Below are 16,895 nucleotides of genomic sequence, written 5' to 3' on the forward strand. Positions count from 1 at the left end.
AACAAAAATGCGTTTATCTGCTGTATTGGTGGCAGTTTTAACTGTCTCAGCAACATTCGGGCTCTCAAATTCTGCTTCCGGCCAAACATCCTACTCTGAATCTACAGAGAAAATATCGGCCGCCATTCCTCCCGTGGAGGCGATCGAATCGCCCGATCGAAACCAGGGAGAATTAACCGAAAATCCTCCTCAAAACCGGGCTGTGGCCAAAGCCACTAAAATAGAAGCCCTCAAAATAGTGGCGGCCGCCCCTAGGAGGGGAGAAGACGACCGCGAACCCCCAAACGGACTCACAGAACCGTCGCCCCCCATGGCGACTCCCAGCTTAGACCCCAAAGCCGATGGAGAATCCAATCCCGGACTCCCATCTAGCAGCCAAAATCAAGGGGCAGAGGCTCCACAGGAACCCAACCAACTCCCCCCCTCGGAAGCAGCGGTTTTGCCAGCCTCAGTCGCAGTAGACCAGGTGAAACCAGAGGAATCGGGGGGGATAGAAAACGCCCAAATTCCAGCTAGACCAGCCCCGGCCAGACCGACCCAGACCAGGCCAGCCCCAGCCACACCAGAACCTAACAGAATTCCTGCTTTGCCCCCCGGCGCACCGCAGCCCAGACCAACCCCCGCGCCCACAGGGCCAGCCCAGCCCCAGGTGCTAGTGGCAGAAGTGGTAGTCAGCGGGGTGACGGGAGACCTGCAAAGCGAAATTTACCGAGTCATCACCACTCAACCGGGACGGACAACCAACCGTACCCAACTGCAACAAGACATCAACGCTATTTTTGCCACAGGCTTTTTCAAAAATGTGCGCGCAGTACCGGAAGACACCCCTTTGGGCGTGCGAGTTACCTTCATCGTCCAGGCAAATCCAGTGCTGCGAGGAGTCACCATCGTCGGTCAGCAAGTGCTTCCCCAAAGCGTTGTGGACGAAAGCTTCCGGGATCAGTATGGCAAAACTCTCAACCTCCGCCGCTTTGAGGAGGGAGTCAAAAAAATTAATACCTGGTATCAAGACAACGGCTTTGTTTTGGGTCAAATTACCGAAGCACCCCAAGTCGCAGATGACGGGACAGTCACGCTGCAAGTGGCAGAAGGTCAGATCGAATCCATTGATGTTCGCTTCCTCAACAAGGAAGGAGAAGCAACGGATGCGACTGGTCAGCCCATTGGTGGGAATACCCGCCGCTATGTGATTACCCGCGAAGTAGAACAAAAACCTGGAGATATATTCAACCGCACCAAGGCGGAAAGGGATTTGAGAAGGGTGTTTGGTTTGGGGATTTTTGAAGACGTCCGGCTGGCTTTGGAACCGGGAACGGCTGACCCCCGTAAGGCAAGGGTAATTGTTAATGTGATTGAGAAAAATACTGGTTCTCTCGCCGCGGGTGCGGGTTTGAGTTCCGCTACGGGTTTGTTCGGTACGGTGAGTTACCAGCAGCAAAATTTGGGCGGTAGGAACCAGAAGTTGGGGGCGGAGGTACAAATCGGGGAACGTCAAAATCTGTTTGATGTGAGTTTTACAGACCCCTGGATTGCTGGCGATCCTTATCGGACTTCTTACACGATTAATGTGTTTAGAAGACGATCGATCAGCGTGATTTTTGATGGTGGAGACCAGGAAGTGTATCTACCCAATGGCGATCGACCCCGGATTAATCGCACCGGTGCCGCCATCAATTTTACCCGTCCCCTGTCGCGGAATCTTTTTGCCGACTCTGAATGGACGGCTTCTGTGGGCTTGCAGTACCAGCGGATTGCCATTACCGATCGCAAAGGCCGACGGGAATCGGAGGACGAACTAGGCAATCTGTTGAGTTTTAGCAATTCCGGTTCCGATGACTTGACAACATTGCAAGCAGGTGCTGTGCGCGATCGACGCAACGACCCCCTGCGCCCCACCAGCGGTTCCCTGCTCAGATTTGGGGTCGAACAATCAATTCCTGTCGGTTCCGGCAGCATCCTGCTCAACCGCCTGCGAGCCAGTTACAGCTTTTACCTCCCAGTCAAGTACACCAACTTTACCCCAGGCCCTCAAACCTTGGCATTTAGTTTTAAAGCCGGCACCATCTTCGGAGATTTGCCTCCCTACGAAGCCTTTGCCTTGGGCGGCGCTAACTCTGTCCGGGGATACAACGAAGGGGACATGGGGGCTGGTCGCAGTTTCCTAGAAGCCAGTGTTGAGTACCGTTTCCCGATTATTTCGTTTATCGGTGGTGCCCTATTTATTGACGCGGGTACGGACTTGGGAACGGGTAAAGATGTCCCCGGCGATCCGGCTGGTATCAGGAGAAAACCCGGTAGTGGCTATGGCTACGGCCTCGGCGTGCGGATTCAATCTCCGTTAGGTCCGATCCGAATCGATTACGGTATCAATGACAGTGGTGACAATCAAATTCACTTTGGGATTGGAGAGAGATTCTAATTAGTCATTAGTCAGTAGTCATTAGTCAGTAGTCATTAGTTATTGGTTATTGGTTATTGGTTATTAGTTTAATTGGTTCCCAGGCTATACCTGAGAACCAGTTAAGTGACAATCTTGTGGCTGCTACAATCCTATATAACCTTACACCAGCACAAGATGAGTCTATTTTTTTCGATGCTGTTATTGCAATTTACTCAAATGACAGAAACTAGCTCTTGTCATACTGTCGGACCGTCGGAATTAATCGCGATCATTGCTCTAATGGGGGGACTTTTAACCTTTGCTGCTACAGCTAGTGTGCCATCTATGTCAATTATGATACCCGCCGCAGTAGTAAAGGTTCTAGGAGGTCTTGCAATTGGAGCTAGCATCACCTCGATAATAGTGCCATTCCAGTCATTTTTAGATATCGCGGCTGTGGTGGCTGTAGTCGAGGGCATTAAGCACATCTTAGGATGTGGCTAACTGGTTCCCTGGCTCTGCCTGGGAACCGATGTCTAGAGGCTCTGCCTCGCGTGGCTAGGGGGAAATGGAGGCAGAGCCTCCGGATCTGCGTTACCAGGCAGAGCCTGGTAACGAGTAGACTTCCATTTTCCATCTTCCTTCTTCCAAATGACTATTCACACCGTAAAAGTAGTGTAGGTTGGGTTGAGGTTTTGGGAAAACCCAACTCTTTCAAATTAATTTGTTGGGTTTCGCAAAGCTTCAACCCAACCTACGAAATCTAATAACTAATAACTAATGACTAATGACTAATAACTAATGACTATTCACACCCTAAAATCTGAATTTGAACTGTCGGGAGTTGGTTTGCACAGTGGCGAACAGACTCGCGTCCGAATATTGCCCGCGGAAGTCGGTGAAGGTCGCTATTTTGTGAGAACTGACTTGCCCGGTGCTCCAATTATTCCTGCAAAAGTTGAAGCCGTATCTCAGACTGCTCTTTCCACAGAACTGACAGGTACAGGTGATGCTCAAATTCGCACTGTAGAGCATCTGTTAGCGGCTTTGGCTGGCATGGGAGTGGATAATGCTCGCATTGAGGTTGATGGCCCGGAAGTGCCTCTGCTTGACGGTTCTGCCCTGGTTTGGGTGGAGGCGATCGCCGCTGCCGGATTAGTCGCCCAAGAATTGGTGCATCCTTCAGAAAACCCCCAACTTTCACCCGTCGAGAATCCGGTTTGGGTGCGTCACGGGGATGCTTTTGTGGCTGCTTTGCCTGCGGCGGAAACTCGGTTTAGCTACGGGATTGATTTTGAGGAACCTGCGATCGGCAATCAATGGTACAGTTGGTCGCCAGAGACAGAAAGTTTTGCTAGTGCGATCGCCCCGGCTCGGACTTTTGGACTGGCTCGCCAAGTTGACCAATTGCGACAAGCAGGTTTGATTAAAGGTGGTAGCCTAGACAACGCCTTAGTTTGCGATCGCTCCGGCTGGCTCAACCCGCCCTTGAGATTTACAAATGAACCAGTACGCCATAAAATCCTAGACTTAGTAGGCGATCTCAGTCTGCTGGGAACTTGGCCAACAGCTCACTACTTGGCTTACAAAGCCAGTCACAATTTACACGTCCAACTTGGCTTAGCTCTGAGATTGCCAGCTTGATCCATGCTCAAGATCTCCGTTACCACTCACCATCTAACACGCGATTTAATGTCTACGTTCACTGAAATTAACGAAATTAACACCCCCAATCATACTAATTCTGCATCTGTTCTCACCGAGAATGGTCAGGATTCTGCGATCGTTAAATCCACTTTTACTGTGGAAGAAATTCAGCAATTGTTGCCTCACCGCTATCCTTTTGCACTGGTAGACAAGATTATTGATTACGTGCCGGGAGTGCGGGCTGTAGGGATTAAAAATGTCACTTTCAACGAACCGCATTTTCAAGGGCATTTTCCAGGAAGACCGGTGATGCCGGGGGTATTAATTGTGGAAGCGATGGCTCAAGTGGGCGGTATTGTTCTGGCTCAATTGCCTGATGTTGAGCAAGGATTGTGGATGTTTACTGGCATCGATCAAGTTAAGTTCCGCCGTCAGGTTGTACCGGGCGATCGGTTGCTGATGACTGTAGAATTGTTGTGGGTAAAACGCCGACGCTTCGCCAAAATGCAGGCGATGGCTGAAGTGGACGGACAAAAAGCTTGTGCAGGGGAATTGATGTTTTCGATGGTAGATTAAATTGGGGAATGGGAAATGGTTCATGGGGCCTAGGGCCTAGGGCATTGGTAATAGCTAACAACTAAGAGTGGTTGATTGAATCAGCAATAACTAATCAGTAATCACTAATCAGTAATCAGTAATCAGTAATCACTAATCACTAATCACTAATCACCGATTCCCAATTCACCGATTCCCGATTCCCAATTCCCCATTCCCAATTCACCGATTCCCGATTCCCAATTCCCGATTCCCAATTCCCCATTCCCAATTACTATAAAAAACTGAAAAATGCTGACATTGATTCACCCAACTGCTGTGATTCATCCCCGCGCTGAACTTCACTCTACTGTAGAAGTGGGAGCTTATGCTGTAATTGGGGAAAGAGTGAAAATCGGACCACAAACTAAGATTGGCGCTCATGCAATTATCGATGGGCTCACAGAAATAGGTGCTCGTAATCAAATTTTTCCCGGCGCAGCTATTGGTTTGGAACCTCAAGATTTAAAATATGAGGGTTCTCTAACTAGGGTGGACATTGGCGACGATAATTTAATTCGGGAATATGTGACTATTAATCGGGCTACCCAACCGGGAGAAAGCACGACCATCGGCAATCATAATCTATTGATGGCTTATGTTCACGTTGGGCATAATTGTTCGATCGCCGATCGAGTAATTATAGCTAATGCCGTGGCTTTGGCCGGACACGTTAAAATAGAGTCTCAGGCTCGATTGAGCGGTGTTTTGGGGGTTCACCAATTTGTCCATATCGGCCGGCTGTCTATGGTGGGCGGATTGAGCAGAATCGATCGAGATGTCCCTCCTTATATGTTAATCGAGGGGAATCCTTCGAGAGTGCGATCGCTTAACAAAATTGGTCTCCAACGGGCTGGTTTGACACCAGAAGATTTAGATCTTTTGAAGAAGACGTTTCGGATTTTATACCGATCCGGCTATACTCTGAATCAAGCTTTGGCAGAGTTGGATTTATTACCGGAAAATCACCACTTGCAGCATCTGCGGAAATTTGTGCAAGAGTCTGTTACCAAACCCAGACGCGGTTTGATTCCAGGAAAAAAATGAATGAGGTAGAATAAGTCTATGAACTAGGTAAATCTTTTCCTATGAATGTATACACTTTAGCAAAATCTACATCCCATGAAACAGAACAAGATGGCTCCATTATGTTCTACGATGTTAGCTGGGAGCAATTTGAAGCGATAGAGATAGCTTTTAAAGATCTGAGGCGTGTAAAATTTTTCTATCTCGATCGAATACTGCAAATTATGACAGTCTCTCCCGAACATGAAATAATCAAGAAAACCCTCTGTATGCTGCTAGAGGCATATATGAGAGCAAAGGGCATTAGATTTTATGGTAAGGGCGGGCCAACTCTGGGTGACAGAGAATTAGGCGGTAGAAAAGAGCCGGATGATTCCTATGACATAGGCACCCAAAAAACAGTCCCAGATATTGCTATCGAAGTGGTAATTACCAGTGGCGGTATAAATACTCTAGAATTATACAAAAGGTTGGGGATTCGGGAAGTCTGGTTTTGGCAAAATAGTCAGTTATCTCTCTACGATTTAAGAGGTGAAAATTATGAGCAGATTGCCAGGAGTACATTCCTTCCCAATCTGGACTTAGAATTACTACTACGCTGTGCTAATATGCCGGATCAATATGATGCTGTTACGGAGTTATTAGCCAACATCTCACCTGTTTAAATTCAGAATATGAAAATTTTTATTAGCACTGGTGAGGTTTCGGGCGATTTGCAAGGGGCTTTGTTAATTAGTGCCATAAAACGTCACGCAGCTACCGCTGGTTTAGAGTTAGAAATTGTCGGATTGGGCGGGCAGCGGATGGCGGAAGCTGGCGCTACTATTTTAGCCGATACTGTGGCTATTGGTTCCATGGGACTTATCGAATCAGTCCCCTATATTTGGCCAACTATCCAAGTTCAGAAAAAAGCTAAACAATACCTAAAAAATTCTCCGCCCGATGTAGTTGTATTGATTGATTATTTAACTCCAAATTTAGGTATTGGTAGCTACATCCGTCGCTGTTTGCCTTCGTTGCCGGTACTTTGGTATATTGCTCCTCAAGAGTGGGTTTGGTCTATTTCTCCTCGGAATACTTCTTTGATTGTCAATATTTGCGATCGCATATTAGCCATTTTTCCCGAAGAAGCTACTTATTTTGAAAAAAAAGGCGCCCAAGTCAGTTGGGTTGGTCATCCTTTGGTGGATAGAATGCAGGCTGCGCCCAGTCGCGAAGTTGCCCGCAAAACTTTGGGAATTCCATCGGAACAGGTGCCAGTGGCTCTAATTCCGGCCTCTAGAGGCCAAGAGTTGAAGTACCTGATGCCTGTCATTTTTGAGGCTGCTCAAATTATTCAAGCTAAATTGCCGGCAGTTCATTTCTGGATTCCTTTGTCTCAATCTGCTTTCCGCAGCCAAATCGAAGCAGCTATTGCAGATTTTGGTTTGCGCGCTACTCTACTAGAAAATCAAACTCTGGAAATTTTGGCGGCTGCGGATCTGGCGATCGCTAAATCTGGTACTGTTAATTTGGAGTTGGCTTTGCTGGATGTTCCCCAAGTTGTCCTCTATCGCGTCAGTCGAATTACGGCGATTATTGCCCAGTATTTGCTGAAATTTTCGATTCCTTTTATGTCTCCGCCCAATTTGGTGCAAATGAAGCCGATCGTCCCTGAGTTGCTGCAAGACGAGGCGACTGCGGAAAATATAGTCTTTCACGGGCTGGAATTGCTGCAAAATGGCGATCGACGACAACAGACTTTGGACGGTTATCGGGAAATGCGGGAACATTTGGGAGAGGTGGGGGTGTGCGATCGCGCTGCTGCGGAAATTATGAAATATCTGAAATTAAACGTAGCAAATTAACATAAATTTGGTTCTAAAAGGTTATGCCAAGCAATCGGAAAAAGCGACCGATCGCTGTTGATTTATTTGCAGGTGCCGGTGGCATGACACTGGGTTTTGAACAAGCAGGTTTTGATGTACTTGCCTCTGTGGAAATTGACCCTATTCATTGTGCTACCCACCAGTTTAATTTCCCTAAGTGTTCTATTTTGTGTAAAGATGTAGCACTATTAACCGGAGCGGAAATTCGGAAAAATTCTCCCATTGGTAAGCGCCAAATAGACGTAGTGATCAGTGGTTCGCCCTGTCAAGGATTCTCGATGATGGGCAAGCGCGATGTAGATGACCCGCGCAATTCTTTAATTTTTCACTTTCAACGCTTGGTTTTGGAGCTAAAACCCAAGTTTTTTGTCATGGAAAATGTACCGGGAATCAAGGCAGGAGAACATAAGGAACTTCTGCATCTTTTAATTAGTTCTTTTATAGCATCAGGCTATCAAGTAGAAGAAAATTATCAAGTTCTCAATAGCGCTCACTACGGAGTTCCCCAAGCTCGCAAAAGATTGTTTCTCCTGGGTTCTAAGGCTGGTTGTGAATTACCAAAATATCCTCCACCCATTACTTTACTGCCCAAATTAAATCAGAAAATCGCTCCTAGCCAGCGGAAAAGAAAAGGTAAAAATAATCCTGATTTACCTCTTGTCCCAACAGTTATGGAGGCTATTGGAGATTTGCCAGAAGTGGAACTATACAGCGAGTTGCTGTACCGAGATTGGGTAATGGCGGAGTATGGAAAATCTAGTGACTACGCGAGTATCATGCGCGGCATTGATGCTTCAGATGATGATTATTCCTACCCTCGCGAGTACGATAGACAAATCCTCTCTTCTAGTTGGCGCACCAAACATTCCCAGGAATGTATCGAAAGGTTTAGGGCGGCAAAACACGGCGAAAAAGAGCCGATCAGCCGTTTTTACAAGCTGCACCCCGACGGAGTTTGCAACACTCTCAGAGCAGGAACAGACAGGGCTAGAGGGGCTTATACTTCGCCGAGGCCGATTCACCCCATCGCACCGAGGTGTATTACGGTTAGGGAAGCAGCGCGACTACATTCTTATCCTGACTGGTTTAGATTTCACGTCACCAAATGGCACGGTTTTCGTCAAGTCGGAAATTCTGTACCACCCCTATTAGCCAAGGCTGTGGCGGCCCAAATTATTCGTGCTTTGGGCGTTCAGGTAATTAAACCCACTGCTAAGCTGACATGGGGAGATGATGGTTTGCTAAAACTGAATTGGTTGGAAGCCGAAAAATATTATCAAAATAGAGATTATCAAAATAGAGGGGGGGAAGAATCCCCACGCCTTTAGGCTGGGGAGTGTCAAAATCTTTCTTTCAATAAATAAGCAGGCATCCTTCCTTTACCTTTGACGGTGATTAAACCACGTTCTTGAAACTGATACTGATTTTTTAATAATAAGTAAGTAGCTTCAGTAATTTGAATTTCATCTGCTATACCGTGAGATTCCATGCGCGCCGCAGTATTTACTGTATCTCCCCACAAATCATAAATAAACTTCTTTGTGCCGATGATTCCGGCGACAACAGGCCCGGAATGAATGCCGATACGAATCCTGAGTTCAGAGTCAATCTGTTTTCTATATTTGGCGATGGCTTTTTGCATATCCAGGGCCATTTCTGCGATCGCTTCTGCATGATCGGCTCTAGGATAGGGTAGTCCTGCTACTACCATATAAGAGTCACCAATGGTCTTAATTTTTTCTAAACCGTGATTGTGGGCTAGTCGATCGAATTTGGAAAATATGTCGTTTAGCAAATGTACTAATGCTTTTGGGGATATGGAAGCTGAAAGTTGAGTAAAGCCCACAATATCCGCAAACATGACGGTAACTGCTGCGAATTCATCGGCAATGATACCTTCTTGTTTTTTTAATCTTTCGGCAATTACTTCTGGTAATATATTTAGCAGCAACTTCTGGGATTTTTGTTGTTCTATTTCTAATTTTGCTAAATAATCCTGCATGGTTTGATAAGCAAGATTCCTTTCTACCAAATTAATATAAGCTTGGGAATGGTATCTAATTCTAGCGAGTAACTCCACTTGATGCGGCAATTTTACCAAATAATCATTGGCTCCCAAGGAAAATGCTCGCGCTTTCATTTCGGCTTCTTCTTTGCTGGAAAGCACGATCATAGGAATGTCTCTTGTCAAAGAATTGGCTCGGAAAAAACGCAACAATTGCAATCCATCTATTTCCGGCATTACTAAATCTTGGAGAATTACGGTTGGCTTTACCTCTAAGGCTTTATGAATTGCTTGAGCTGGATCGCTACAGTAATGAAAGATAATGTCTTTTTCATCGGCGAGCATTCTGCTTACCGCCTCGCCGATCATTTCCTGGTCGTCAATAAGTAGGACTGTGACAGGATATGGTGTATGTTCTGTCACGTTGGATGGCTTTTTGCTTTCTGAATTTAAGGGTGAATTTAAGTCAAGACGGTGGTGGCTGTTTTGGAACTCGCTCTGCTTGGGATATGGGATATCTGTTGGTGTAAGTGGGGGATTGCGACCATTTCCCCTATCTTTGAGCTTAAATGTTACCAAGTTGCCATTGAATTCTGGGTTTTCTAGTGGATTGATTGCGTGAGAGCGATCGAATTGAATAGTTCCAGAGTTGGTTAACTTCATAATTGCATCAGACAACGGCTATTGTTTGCTGAGGGTTAAAGCTTTTACTTCATAAATTCATAATTACCAATAGCGACCCGGATATTTGGCAGTAAGTTTACTCAGTAATAATACTAAACGTGTCAAGCTTTGACCGCTCATCTTTGTGAAATCTTTACAAATGTTAGCGCGCTTGAGATATTTTGCCAAAGTTACGGGTGCTAGGTTTGGGAGCGACGGGCTTGGTGCTTTCTAGCATTTGCCTTGGCCGGGAAATTTAGAGATGCAGCAGTGAATCTACGGTATTTAACAGTATAAAATGCACCATTAAATCGAGCGGAATTCTACAATGACATGATCTTCTAAGGGTAGTCGATGTTTCATCGGTCATTGTGCTCAAGCTTCTAAGCAATATGGCTCAAACATCTGGAATAAGTTCTACAATAGATGATTGAGGCAGGCTGAGCCGATCGCCTCCAAGGACAAAATCTGTACTGCCGCATCTAGCTCGGCCGCCGCTTTTGGCATCCCGTAAACTACTGAGCTGTGGCGATCCTGGGCGATGGTGTGCCACCCCATTGCTCGCAAAACTTTCAGTCCTTTGGCACCGTCTTTACCCATACCTGTTAACAGCACTGCTACCCCTTTTCCCGGCCAGTATTGGGCTACACTATAAAAAAAACTGTCCACGGAAGGGCGGTAGGGATAGTCTGAGGGTTCTTTCGTATACTTAAGTGTAAGATTCGATTGTAATACCAAATGGTCGTTAGTGGCGGCAATTACCACTTTACCGGGTTCCAGGGGGCGACCGGCGATCGCCACACTCACCGAAAACGGAGTTTTTTGACTCAGCCATTGGGCCAAGCCCGGAGCAAATTCAGCATCTATGTGTTGCACGATCGCCACAGGTACTGATAAATTTACTGGCAAAGCCGATAGCAAAGTTACCAAAGCCTGGGGACCACCAGTGGAAGAGCCGATCGCCAGCAACGGGGAATTCCGAGATTTAGGGCCAGCAGTTGGGGAGCGAGAATTATGGTTATTTTTGGCGATCGATCTAGCAACTTTAGAAATAGTTCTTAACAGCTCACTCCCCCCTGTTTGAGAATTGCCACTCGCTCCCAAAATCGGCGTATTAATAGCATCAAAAGCTCCATATCCCATCGCTTCAAAAACCCTGCCAGCATTAGCTGTCACAGAAGAAGTGACAACCAGAATTGCACAGGGAGATTTCTGCATAATCTGTCGCGTCGCCTCCACCCCATCCATCACCGGCATAATCAAATCCATCAAAATCAAATCAGGAGTATCCCCAGCACATTTTTCTACAGCCTGTGCCCCATTTCCAGCTATCCAAGCAATCTCATACTCCGGTACTGTCACCAAAACTCGACGCAGCGCTTCGGCGGCAATTAGCGTATCATTAACTATAGCTATTCTCATCTTGATAGTGCCCATAGTTTACCTCAGTCAGTCATTCTTAAGGTTCACCGATTAAATCCACAACCGCATTTAACAGCGTATCATCGTGAAAACTGCTTTTAGTTAAATAATAATCTGCTCCCACAGATAAACCTCGCAGTCGATCTTCCTGACGGTCTTTATAAGAAACAATAATTACGGGAATTGAATTTAAAGTAGCATGATTTTTAATCTGACTTACCAACTCGATGCCAGTCATTCCCGGCATATCCACATCACTGATTACTAAGTCGTACTGAGCGCTACGCAGAGCATTCCAACCATCTATACCATTGACGGCTATGTCTACTCTATATCCTTGATTTTCTAAAATTTTTCGCTCAAATTCTCGGACTGTAATCGAATCTTCTACTATCAAAAGACGCTTGGCAATTTTTGAGTCCTCAGTTTTGGTAGTTTCACTTACCTTCTTTAAGCTAGTTCTAGCTAGGAGTCGATCGGTCGATCGCACCAGGTATTCAACATCAATAATCAGCACCGGCGAACCATCTTCCATGAAAGCAGCAGCACTGATATCTGGTATTTTACCCAAACGGGGATCTAAAGGTCTGACAACTAAATCCCGTTCGCCCAGAATTTTATCTACTGCTAAACCATAACTGTTCGATCGAGCGCTGACAATAATCACCGGTAGCAAATCTAGTTTCCGATTAGGCGCCGCCAACTCCAGCACTTGATAAGCATTCACCAAACCAATATTTTCATCGTCTAAAGTAAAATACTGTCGATTTTCAGCGATCGCAATCTCAGAAGTTTCAACCAAAACCAGGCGATCGATCCGCGTCAGAGGAAAAGCATAAGGTTCCCCAGAAATTTCTACCAACAAAGTGCGAATTACTGACAGCGTTAGCGGCAATTGCAAGTAAAAACTCATACCTTTTTCCGGTTGAGATATAGCCCGGAGAATACCACCAACCTCCTGCACCATACTCTGCACAATATCCAACCCCACACCACGGCCCGAAATTTCAGTAACTTGACTAGCAGTAGAAAATCCCGGCAAAAACAGAAAATCCATCAATTCTGATTCTGTCAGTTTAGCAGCCATTTCTGCACTGACCATCTCTTTACTAACAATTTTTTCACGCAGTTTATCTAATTCGATTCCCTTACCGTCATCCGAGACAACAATAGAGAGCATCCCGCCACGGTGACTAGCTTCCAGCCTAATAGTACCTTGTGGAGATTTCCCCGCAGCCAAACGTGCTTCGGGAGGCTCTATCCCATGGTCGAGAGCGTTTCGCAAAATATGAGTCAGCGGTGCTTCTAATTTTTCTAAAATATCGCGATCGACTTGAGTTGACTTACCAACAACTTCAAATTTTACTTGTTTGCTTAACTGTCTTGCTAAATCTCGGAGCATTCGCGGAAAACCTTGAATACCATCGGCGAAAGGTCGCATATTACTAGCAATAACTTCTCGATACAAGCGCTCAGACAAATTAGCATAACGCCGCGAAAAAAACTCTAATTCATTAATTCTATCTGACAAAACATGGGAACATTCATTGGCGGCTTTTATGGCGCCGATCAAATAATCCTCCGACCGCCTATCCAGCACCGTATCGCTTAAGGAATCCTGCAATTTTTCCAATAAACTATATAGTTTATTTTGGTGTTTTCTCAGGATGGATAACGAATCTCCAAAGGGTTGCAGCCATTTAGTTTCTACTAAGGATTCGCTAGCTAAGCCCATAATTTTGTTTAAATTTTCGGCATTGACTCTAATGGTCCGATCGGATTGTTTTTGCTGATTTTCTTTATTTTTGAATTTTAAATTTTCCGATTTTCCCCGGATTTTTTCGGGAGAATGCTGCTGTAAATCCAAGGTTGGTTCACCAGAATTTGAGGCAGGTTTTGCGTCTGGTAAGTCGGTCGATTGCTTAGTTGTTTTTGGTGGCTGGGATGCAGTTGTTTTGACATTGGTTTTTTTGCGAGATGCTTTTGAGGGAACTAATGTCGGCATTGCTGATTGTGAAATCAAATTTATCAGATTGACTATATTATCTATTTCGGGCTCTATTTTAATCAGCCAATCTTCCACCTGTCTGGCAGGAATTTTCATAAGTGTTATAAAAATATTTACTCCGGCCAGCAGACTTTCAACTTGAATTTCATTTAAACTAGCTTTGTATTTTGCCACCGCCAACAATGTATTTTCTATGACCACCGCCAGTTTAATAATTTGATGGAAATGAAGTATTTTAGCTGCACTTTGAATTAAATGAGCAGATTTGACTAGGGATTCTAAGTCTAAGTCTAAATTGAGATTATTTTTGAGTAATAATAAATTTTCTTGTAATAATAATGATTGAGATTCAACTTCTTCTACAAATAAAGATAGCATCGACAAATCAGTCTTAATTTGTCTATCTTCCCAAGTCTCATTAGTATTATTTAAAGGTAAACTAGGGATGACTTCTATCTCTAGATTGTCGTCATTAGTAGTGGGTTTTGCCTCGATTTTGCTATTGATAATAGCTAAGATGATAGTTTCTAGGTTGTCAATTTCTGACTGATTGGTAGAGAGCCAATTTTCGATTTCTGTGGCCGGTATTTGGCTGAGGCGGGAAAGTAAGTCGATCGCCCCTAGTATCACATCAATTTTATCTGGTGAATCCAGGGCGATCGCCCCAGACTGAGCAGCCACAAAGCAATCTTCCATAACATGGGTGATTTGGACAGCAGCATCAAGTCCGACAATCCGTGCAGCACCCTTGAGCGAGTGAGCCGCCCGCATCAAAGATTCTAGTTCAACAGGGGAATTGGGGTTATTTTCCAATGCCAAAATGTTCTCATTTAATATCACTACTTGGGTTTCTGTCTCCATCCGAAATAAATCCATCATGGAGAAATCACTCATATCTCGATCGCTCATTTTTCCTCACTTCTATTTAATCTAAATTCTCCCATCTTAACTGGTCATTTACCACATTCACGATGCCCTATTCCCCATGTTTTATATGATTTTATTATTCAAACTATCAAACAGCAAATCATCATTCAGATAACAAACATTTTGACCTTGCCAAGTGATGATTCCCTTGGTATAAGTTTGAGGAACTTTAGAAACTGTAGCCGGGACATTTCTTAATTCTTCTAAATTTATGCGGTGAATTCCGTGCATTTCATCCACCACAAACACCCAGCGACTACCTTCTTTCTCAACAACTACCATCCGTTCGTAAACAACCAGACTGACATTCTTGCGGTGAGAATCTGCTGTTTCTAGTCCCAGAAGTGATGTTAAGGAAATGCACAATTGGAGTTCGCCGCGAATATTTACCAACCCAATAAGTATAGGATTGCTGCGGTGTGGCAAAGTGTGAGTCACAGATAGCTGTGTCACTTCTTTAAACAAGGCCGCTGGTAAAGCCAGCCATTCATCCCTGAGCCTAAAAATACCTACGGATATAGTATCTGTAGTCTTAGGGTTAGTTACTTCTGGAGTCGAACGCAGTACCTGAGTCCACTCATCGAGATATCCCCCAGGTAATTCTTGTTCCAACAAACTGCGGCCACCGTCGGCATAAACAGGACAATTGCGACAGTGAATATATTTTTTTAGTTGGCGACAAGTGCGATCGCCCGCTATACCAATTTGATTCCAACAATCATCAGTCATTCGATTTTACATTTTTACTTTAAAAAAGCTAGCATTTCTTGACGTAAACCGATTGTAGCCTCATTAACTTGCCCGATCGCGCCATTGATTTCCCTGAGCGCCTCAGCCGTTTGCGAAGAAGCTTCACTCAACTGCACCATTGCTTCGCTGATTTGCACAGCACCCTGAGATTGTGCATCCATCCCTTCATTCACCTCTGCAAAACGGGGAGTGAGAGCTTGTACCCGTTGGATGATCGATTCTAACTGTAAACTAATACTTTGGACATCTTCCACTCCCCGCCGCACTTGATTGGTAAACTTATCCATTTCCATGACACCAACTCCCACCGCCGATTGCATTTCTTTCACCATACTTTCAATATCCAAAGTAGCTACTGCTGTTTGATCGGCTAGTCGGCGAATTTCTCTCGCCACCACTGCAAATCCTAGTCCGTACTCTCCCGCTTTTTCCGCTTCAATAGATGCGTTTAGGGATAGCAAGTTAGTTTGATCTGCTACTTTAGTAATCGTGGTGATAATACTGTTAATGTTATTGGCTTTTTCAGTAATTGCTCCCAATTTCCCTGATATAGTAATCGTGGATTCTGCTAATTTATTCATTGTGGATTCCATGCGCTGAATTTGTTCCTTGCCGCCCCCAGCCGATTGAGCAGCTTCCTGAGACATTTCTGCAACTTCATCCATGGTTCTCGCCAGTTGCATCGCAGTGGCAGCAATTTCTTTGGCTGTAGCTACGACTTCATTGGTCGAGGCAAATTGTTGGTTCATGGTCGCTTCTAATTGTTTCCCAGAAGTAGCAATTTGGTTGGTAGAACCACTAATTTTAATTCCCGATAGATTCACTTGATTTTCCACAGTTTGGGAAATTGCTTTCGTGAGAAATACCCCGAACAGTCCCGCAGTCAGCGGTCCCAATATCATCCCCACAACCACCCAAAATGTAGTTTGACTAATATCTTGATTTGCTTCTTTTTTGGCTATTTCCGCTACATCTTCATTAATTTTTAAAATTTTAATTAACAAAGAAGTAAGTTCTTCAAAGGGCTGTTGATTAACTTTAGCTTTGGCATTCAATTGATTGTAAACTACTCCGGCTTTCCTGGCTAGTTCCATCTCTGGTGATGCTGCTTTGCCTTGGTTCATCAGTTCAATCTGCCTTTTAAAAGGGTTGATGATTCCAAAATTTTCAAAAGTTTTATTAAACTCTAAAAAAGATTCATGGTTTTTTTTCCATATTTTCCATTTTTCCAGAAACTCTTGGTATAGCTTGTCTTCTTCCGGTGTTCTTAACGCAGGTTCATACTGTTTAAAACCATCGTCAATCTGCTGCCATGCTTGCTGGATTTTTGTCAATTGAGCAGTCTTTTCAGCGGGAGTGAATTCGATATTTACCAAGGCTCTTTCTGAAGCTTCAATTTGAGTTTTCCCTTCATTAATTTTCCACAAACCAAGCACACTTGGTAGGGCAATATTCGTAAAAGTATCAATATGTCCCGTGAGCCTCGCATTGCCTCTCCATCCGATAAAAGCTACACCTAAGACAAGGATAGCTAGAAAGATAAATGCAGCATTTAACCGCTTCTTAAAGCTGAGATTATTAAACATTTTTTATGCCTTTGTGCTG

Annotated in this window: 13 protein-coding genes; 8 read left to right on the forward strand and 5 right to left on the reverse strand. The window is 44.7% G+C overall.

The window, feature by feature from the left end; translation table 11 throughout:
• Positions 1–7: 7 nt before the first annotated feature.
• From AAFP14_RS04205 to AAFP14_RS04240, 8 genes are all read left to right on the forward strand, one after another.
• A complete protein-coding gene (locus tag AAFP14_RS04205) occupies positions 8–2,419 on the forward strand; it encodes a BamA/TamA family outer membrane protein (protein WP_341731043.1) in 2,412 nt (803 codons plus the stop codon).
• A 198-nt stretch (positions 2,420–2,617) separates the two neighbouring features.
• Positions 2,618–2,884 carry a hypothetical protein gene (locus tag AAFP14_RS04210; RefSeq protein WP_341731044.1) on the forward strand — a complete coding sequence of 89 codons (267 nt, stop codon included), beginning with the start codon at positions 2,618–2,620 and terminating at the stop codon, positions 2,882–2,884.
• Between the two features lie 297 nt (positions 2,885–3,181).
• A complete protein-coding gene (gene lpxC, locus AAFP14_RS04215; protein WP_341731045.1) occupies positions 3,182–4,024 on the forward strand; it encodes a UDP-3-O-acyl-N-acetylglucosamine deacetylase in 843 nt (280 codons plus the stop codon).
• 48 nt (positions 4,025–4,072) lie between these two features.
• Positions 4,073–4,603: a 3-hydroxyacyl-ACP dehydratase FabZ gene (gene fabZ, locus AAFP14_RS04220; RefSeq protein WP_341731046.1), complete on the forward strand. Its 531-nt coding sequence runs from the start codon at positions 4,073–4,075 to the stop codon at positions 4,601–4,603.
• A gap of 270 nt (positions 4,604–4,873) precedes the next feature.
• The gene (gene lpxA, locus AAFP14_RS04225) at positions 4,874–5,668 is read left to right on the forward strand and encodes an acyl-ACP--UDP-N-acetylglucosamine O-acyltransferase (RefSeq protein WP_341731047.1); all 795 of its coding nucleotides are present in this window, start codon (positions 4,874–4,876) and stop codon (positions 5,666–5,668) included.
• 41 nt (positions 5,669–5,709) lie between these two features.
• Complete coding sequence (locus AAFP14_RS04230; RefSeq protein ID WP_341731048.1) at positions 5,710–6,312, forward strand: Uma2 family endonuclease; 603 nt, start codon at positions 5,710–5,712, stop codon at positions 6,310–6,312.
• Between the two features lie 9 nt (positions 6,313–6,321).
• The gene (lpxB, locus tag AAFP14_RS04235) at positions 6,322–7,494 is read left to right on the forward strand and encodes a lipid-A-disaccharide synthase (RefSeq protein WP_341731049.1); all 1,173 of its coding nucleotides are present in this window, start codon (positions 6,322–6,324) and stop codon (positions 7,492–7,494) included.
• Between the two features lie 23 nt (positions 7,495–7,517).
• Positions 7,518–8,843, forward strand: a complete 1,326-nt coding sequence (locus AAFP14_RS04240) for a DNA cytosine methyltransferase (protein ID WP_341731050.1) — start codon at positions 7,518–7,520, stop codon at positions 8,841–8,843.
• 11 nt (positions 8,844–8,854) lie between these two features.
• On the opposite strand, the gene AAFP14_RS04245 is transcribed toward AAFP14_RS04240, so the two are convergent.
• The 5 genes from AAFP14_RS04245 to AAFP14_RS04265 form a co-directional block, all read right to left on the reverse strand.
• Entirely contained in the window at positions 8,855–10,183 is a 1,329-nt protein-coding gene (locus AAFP14_RS04245) for an adenylate/guanylate cyclase domain-containing protein (RefSeq protein ID WP_341731051.1), read from the reverse strand.
• A gap of 417 nt (positions 10,184–10,600) precedes the next feature.
• Positions 10,601–11,620: a chemotaxis response regulator protein-glutamate methylesterase gene (cheB, locus tag AAFP14_RS04250; RefSeq protein ID WP_341731052.1), complete on the reverse strand. Its 1,020-nt coding sequence runs from the start codon at positions 11,618–11,620 to the stop codon at positions 10,601–10,603.
• Between the two features lie 22 nt (positions 11,621–11,642).
• On the reverse strand, positions 11,643–14,522 hold the full coding sequence (locus tag AAFP14_RS04255) for a hybrid sensor histidine kinase/response regulator (RefSeq protein ID WP_341731053.1): 2,880 nt from the start codon (positions 14,520–14,522) through the stop codon (positions 11,643–11,645).
• A gap of 81 nt (positions 14,523–14,603) precedes the next feature.
• Complete coding sequence (locus AAFP14_RS04260; protein WP_341731054.1) at positions 14,604–15,269, reverse strand: chemotaxis protein CheW; 666 nt, start codon at positions 15,267–15,269, stop codon at positions 14,604–14,606.
• Positions 15,270–15,283: 14 nt separating this feature from the next.
• Positions 15,284–16,876: a HAMP domain-containing methyl-accepting chemotaxis protein gene (locus AAFP14_RS04265; protein WP_341731055.1), complete on the reverse strand. Its 1,593-nt coding sequence runs from the start codon at positions 16,874–16,876 to the stop codon at positions 15,284–15,286.
• Between the last annotated feature and the right edge of the window lie 19 nt (positions 16,877–16,895).

It is taken from the genome of Microcoleus sp. EPA2 (assembly GCA_020882975.1).
Classification (GTDB): Bacteria; Cyanobacteriota; Cyanobacteriia; order Cyanobacteriales; family Microcoleaceae; genus Microcoleus.

What these genes read in the sequence shown, in the direction of transcription:
- AAFP14_RS04205 (WP_341731043.1), top strand. Translation starts at nt 8, where the DNA reads ATGCGTTTATCTGCTGTATTGGTGGCAGTTTTAACTGTCTCAGCAACA.
- AAFP14_RS04210 (WP_341731044.1), top strand. Translation starts at nt 2,618, where the DNA reads ATGACAGAAACTAGCTCTTGTCATACTGTCGGACCGTCGGAATTAATC.
- lpxC (WP_341731045.1), top strand. Translation starts at nt 3,182, where the DNA reads ATGACTATTCACACCCTAAAATCTGAATTTGAACTGTCGGGAGTTGGT.
- fabZ (WP_341731046.1), top strand. Translation starts at nt 4,073, where the DNA reads ATGTCTACGTTCACTGAAATTAACGAAATTAACACCCCCAATCATACT.
- lpxA (WP_341731047.1), top strand. Translation starts at nt 4,874, where the DNA reads ATGCTGACATTGATTCACCCAACTGCTGTGATTCATCCCCGCGCTGAA.
- AAFP14_RS04230 (WP_341731048.1), top strand. Translation starts at nt 5,710, where the DNA reads ATGAATGTATACACTTTAGCAAAATCTACATCCCATGAAACAGAACAA.
- lpxB (WP_341731049.1), top strand. Translation starts at nt 6,322, where the DNA reads ATGAAAATTTTTATTAGCACTGGTGAGGTTTCGGGCGATTTGCAAGGG.
- AAFP14_RS04240 (WP_341731050.1), top strand. Translation starts at nt 7,518, where the DNA reads ATGCCAAGCAATCGGAAAAAGCGACCGATCGCTGTTGATTTATTTGCA.
- AAFP14_RS04245 (WP_341731051.1), bottom strand. Translation starts at nt 10,183, where the DNA reads ATGAAGTTAACCAACTCTGGAACTATTCAATTCGATCGCTCTCACGCA.
- cheB (WP_341731052.1), bottom strand. Translation starts at nt 11,620, where the DNA reads ATGGGCACTATCAAGATGAGAATAGCTATAGTTAATGATACGCTAATT.
- AAFP14_RS04255 (WP_341731053.1), bottom strand. Translation starts at nt 14,522, where the DNA reads ATGAGCGATCGAGATATGAGTGATTTCTCCATGATGGATTTATTTCGG.
- AAFP14_RS04260 (WP_341731054.1), bottom strand. Translation starts at nt 15,269, where the DNA reads ATGACTGATGATTGTTGGAATCAAATTGGTATAGCGGGCGATCGCACT.
- AAFP14_RS04265 (WP_341731055.1), bottom strand. Translation starts at nt 16,876, where the DNA reads ATGTTTAATAATCTCAGCTTTAAGAAGCGGTTAAATGCTGCATTTATC.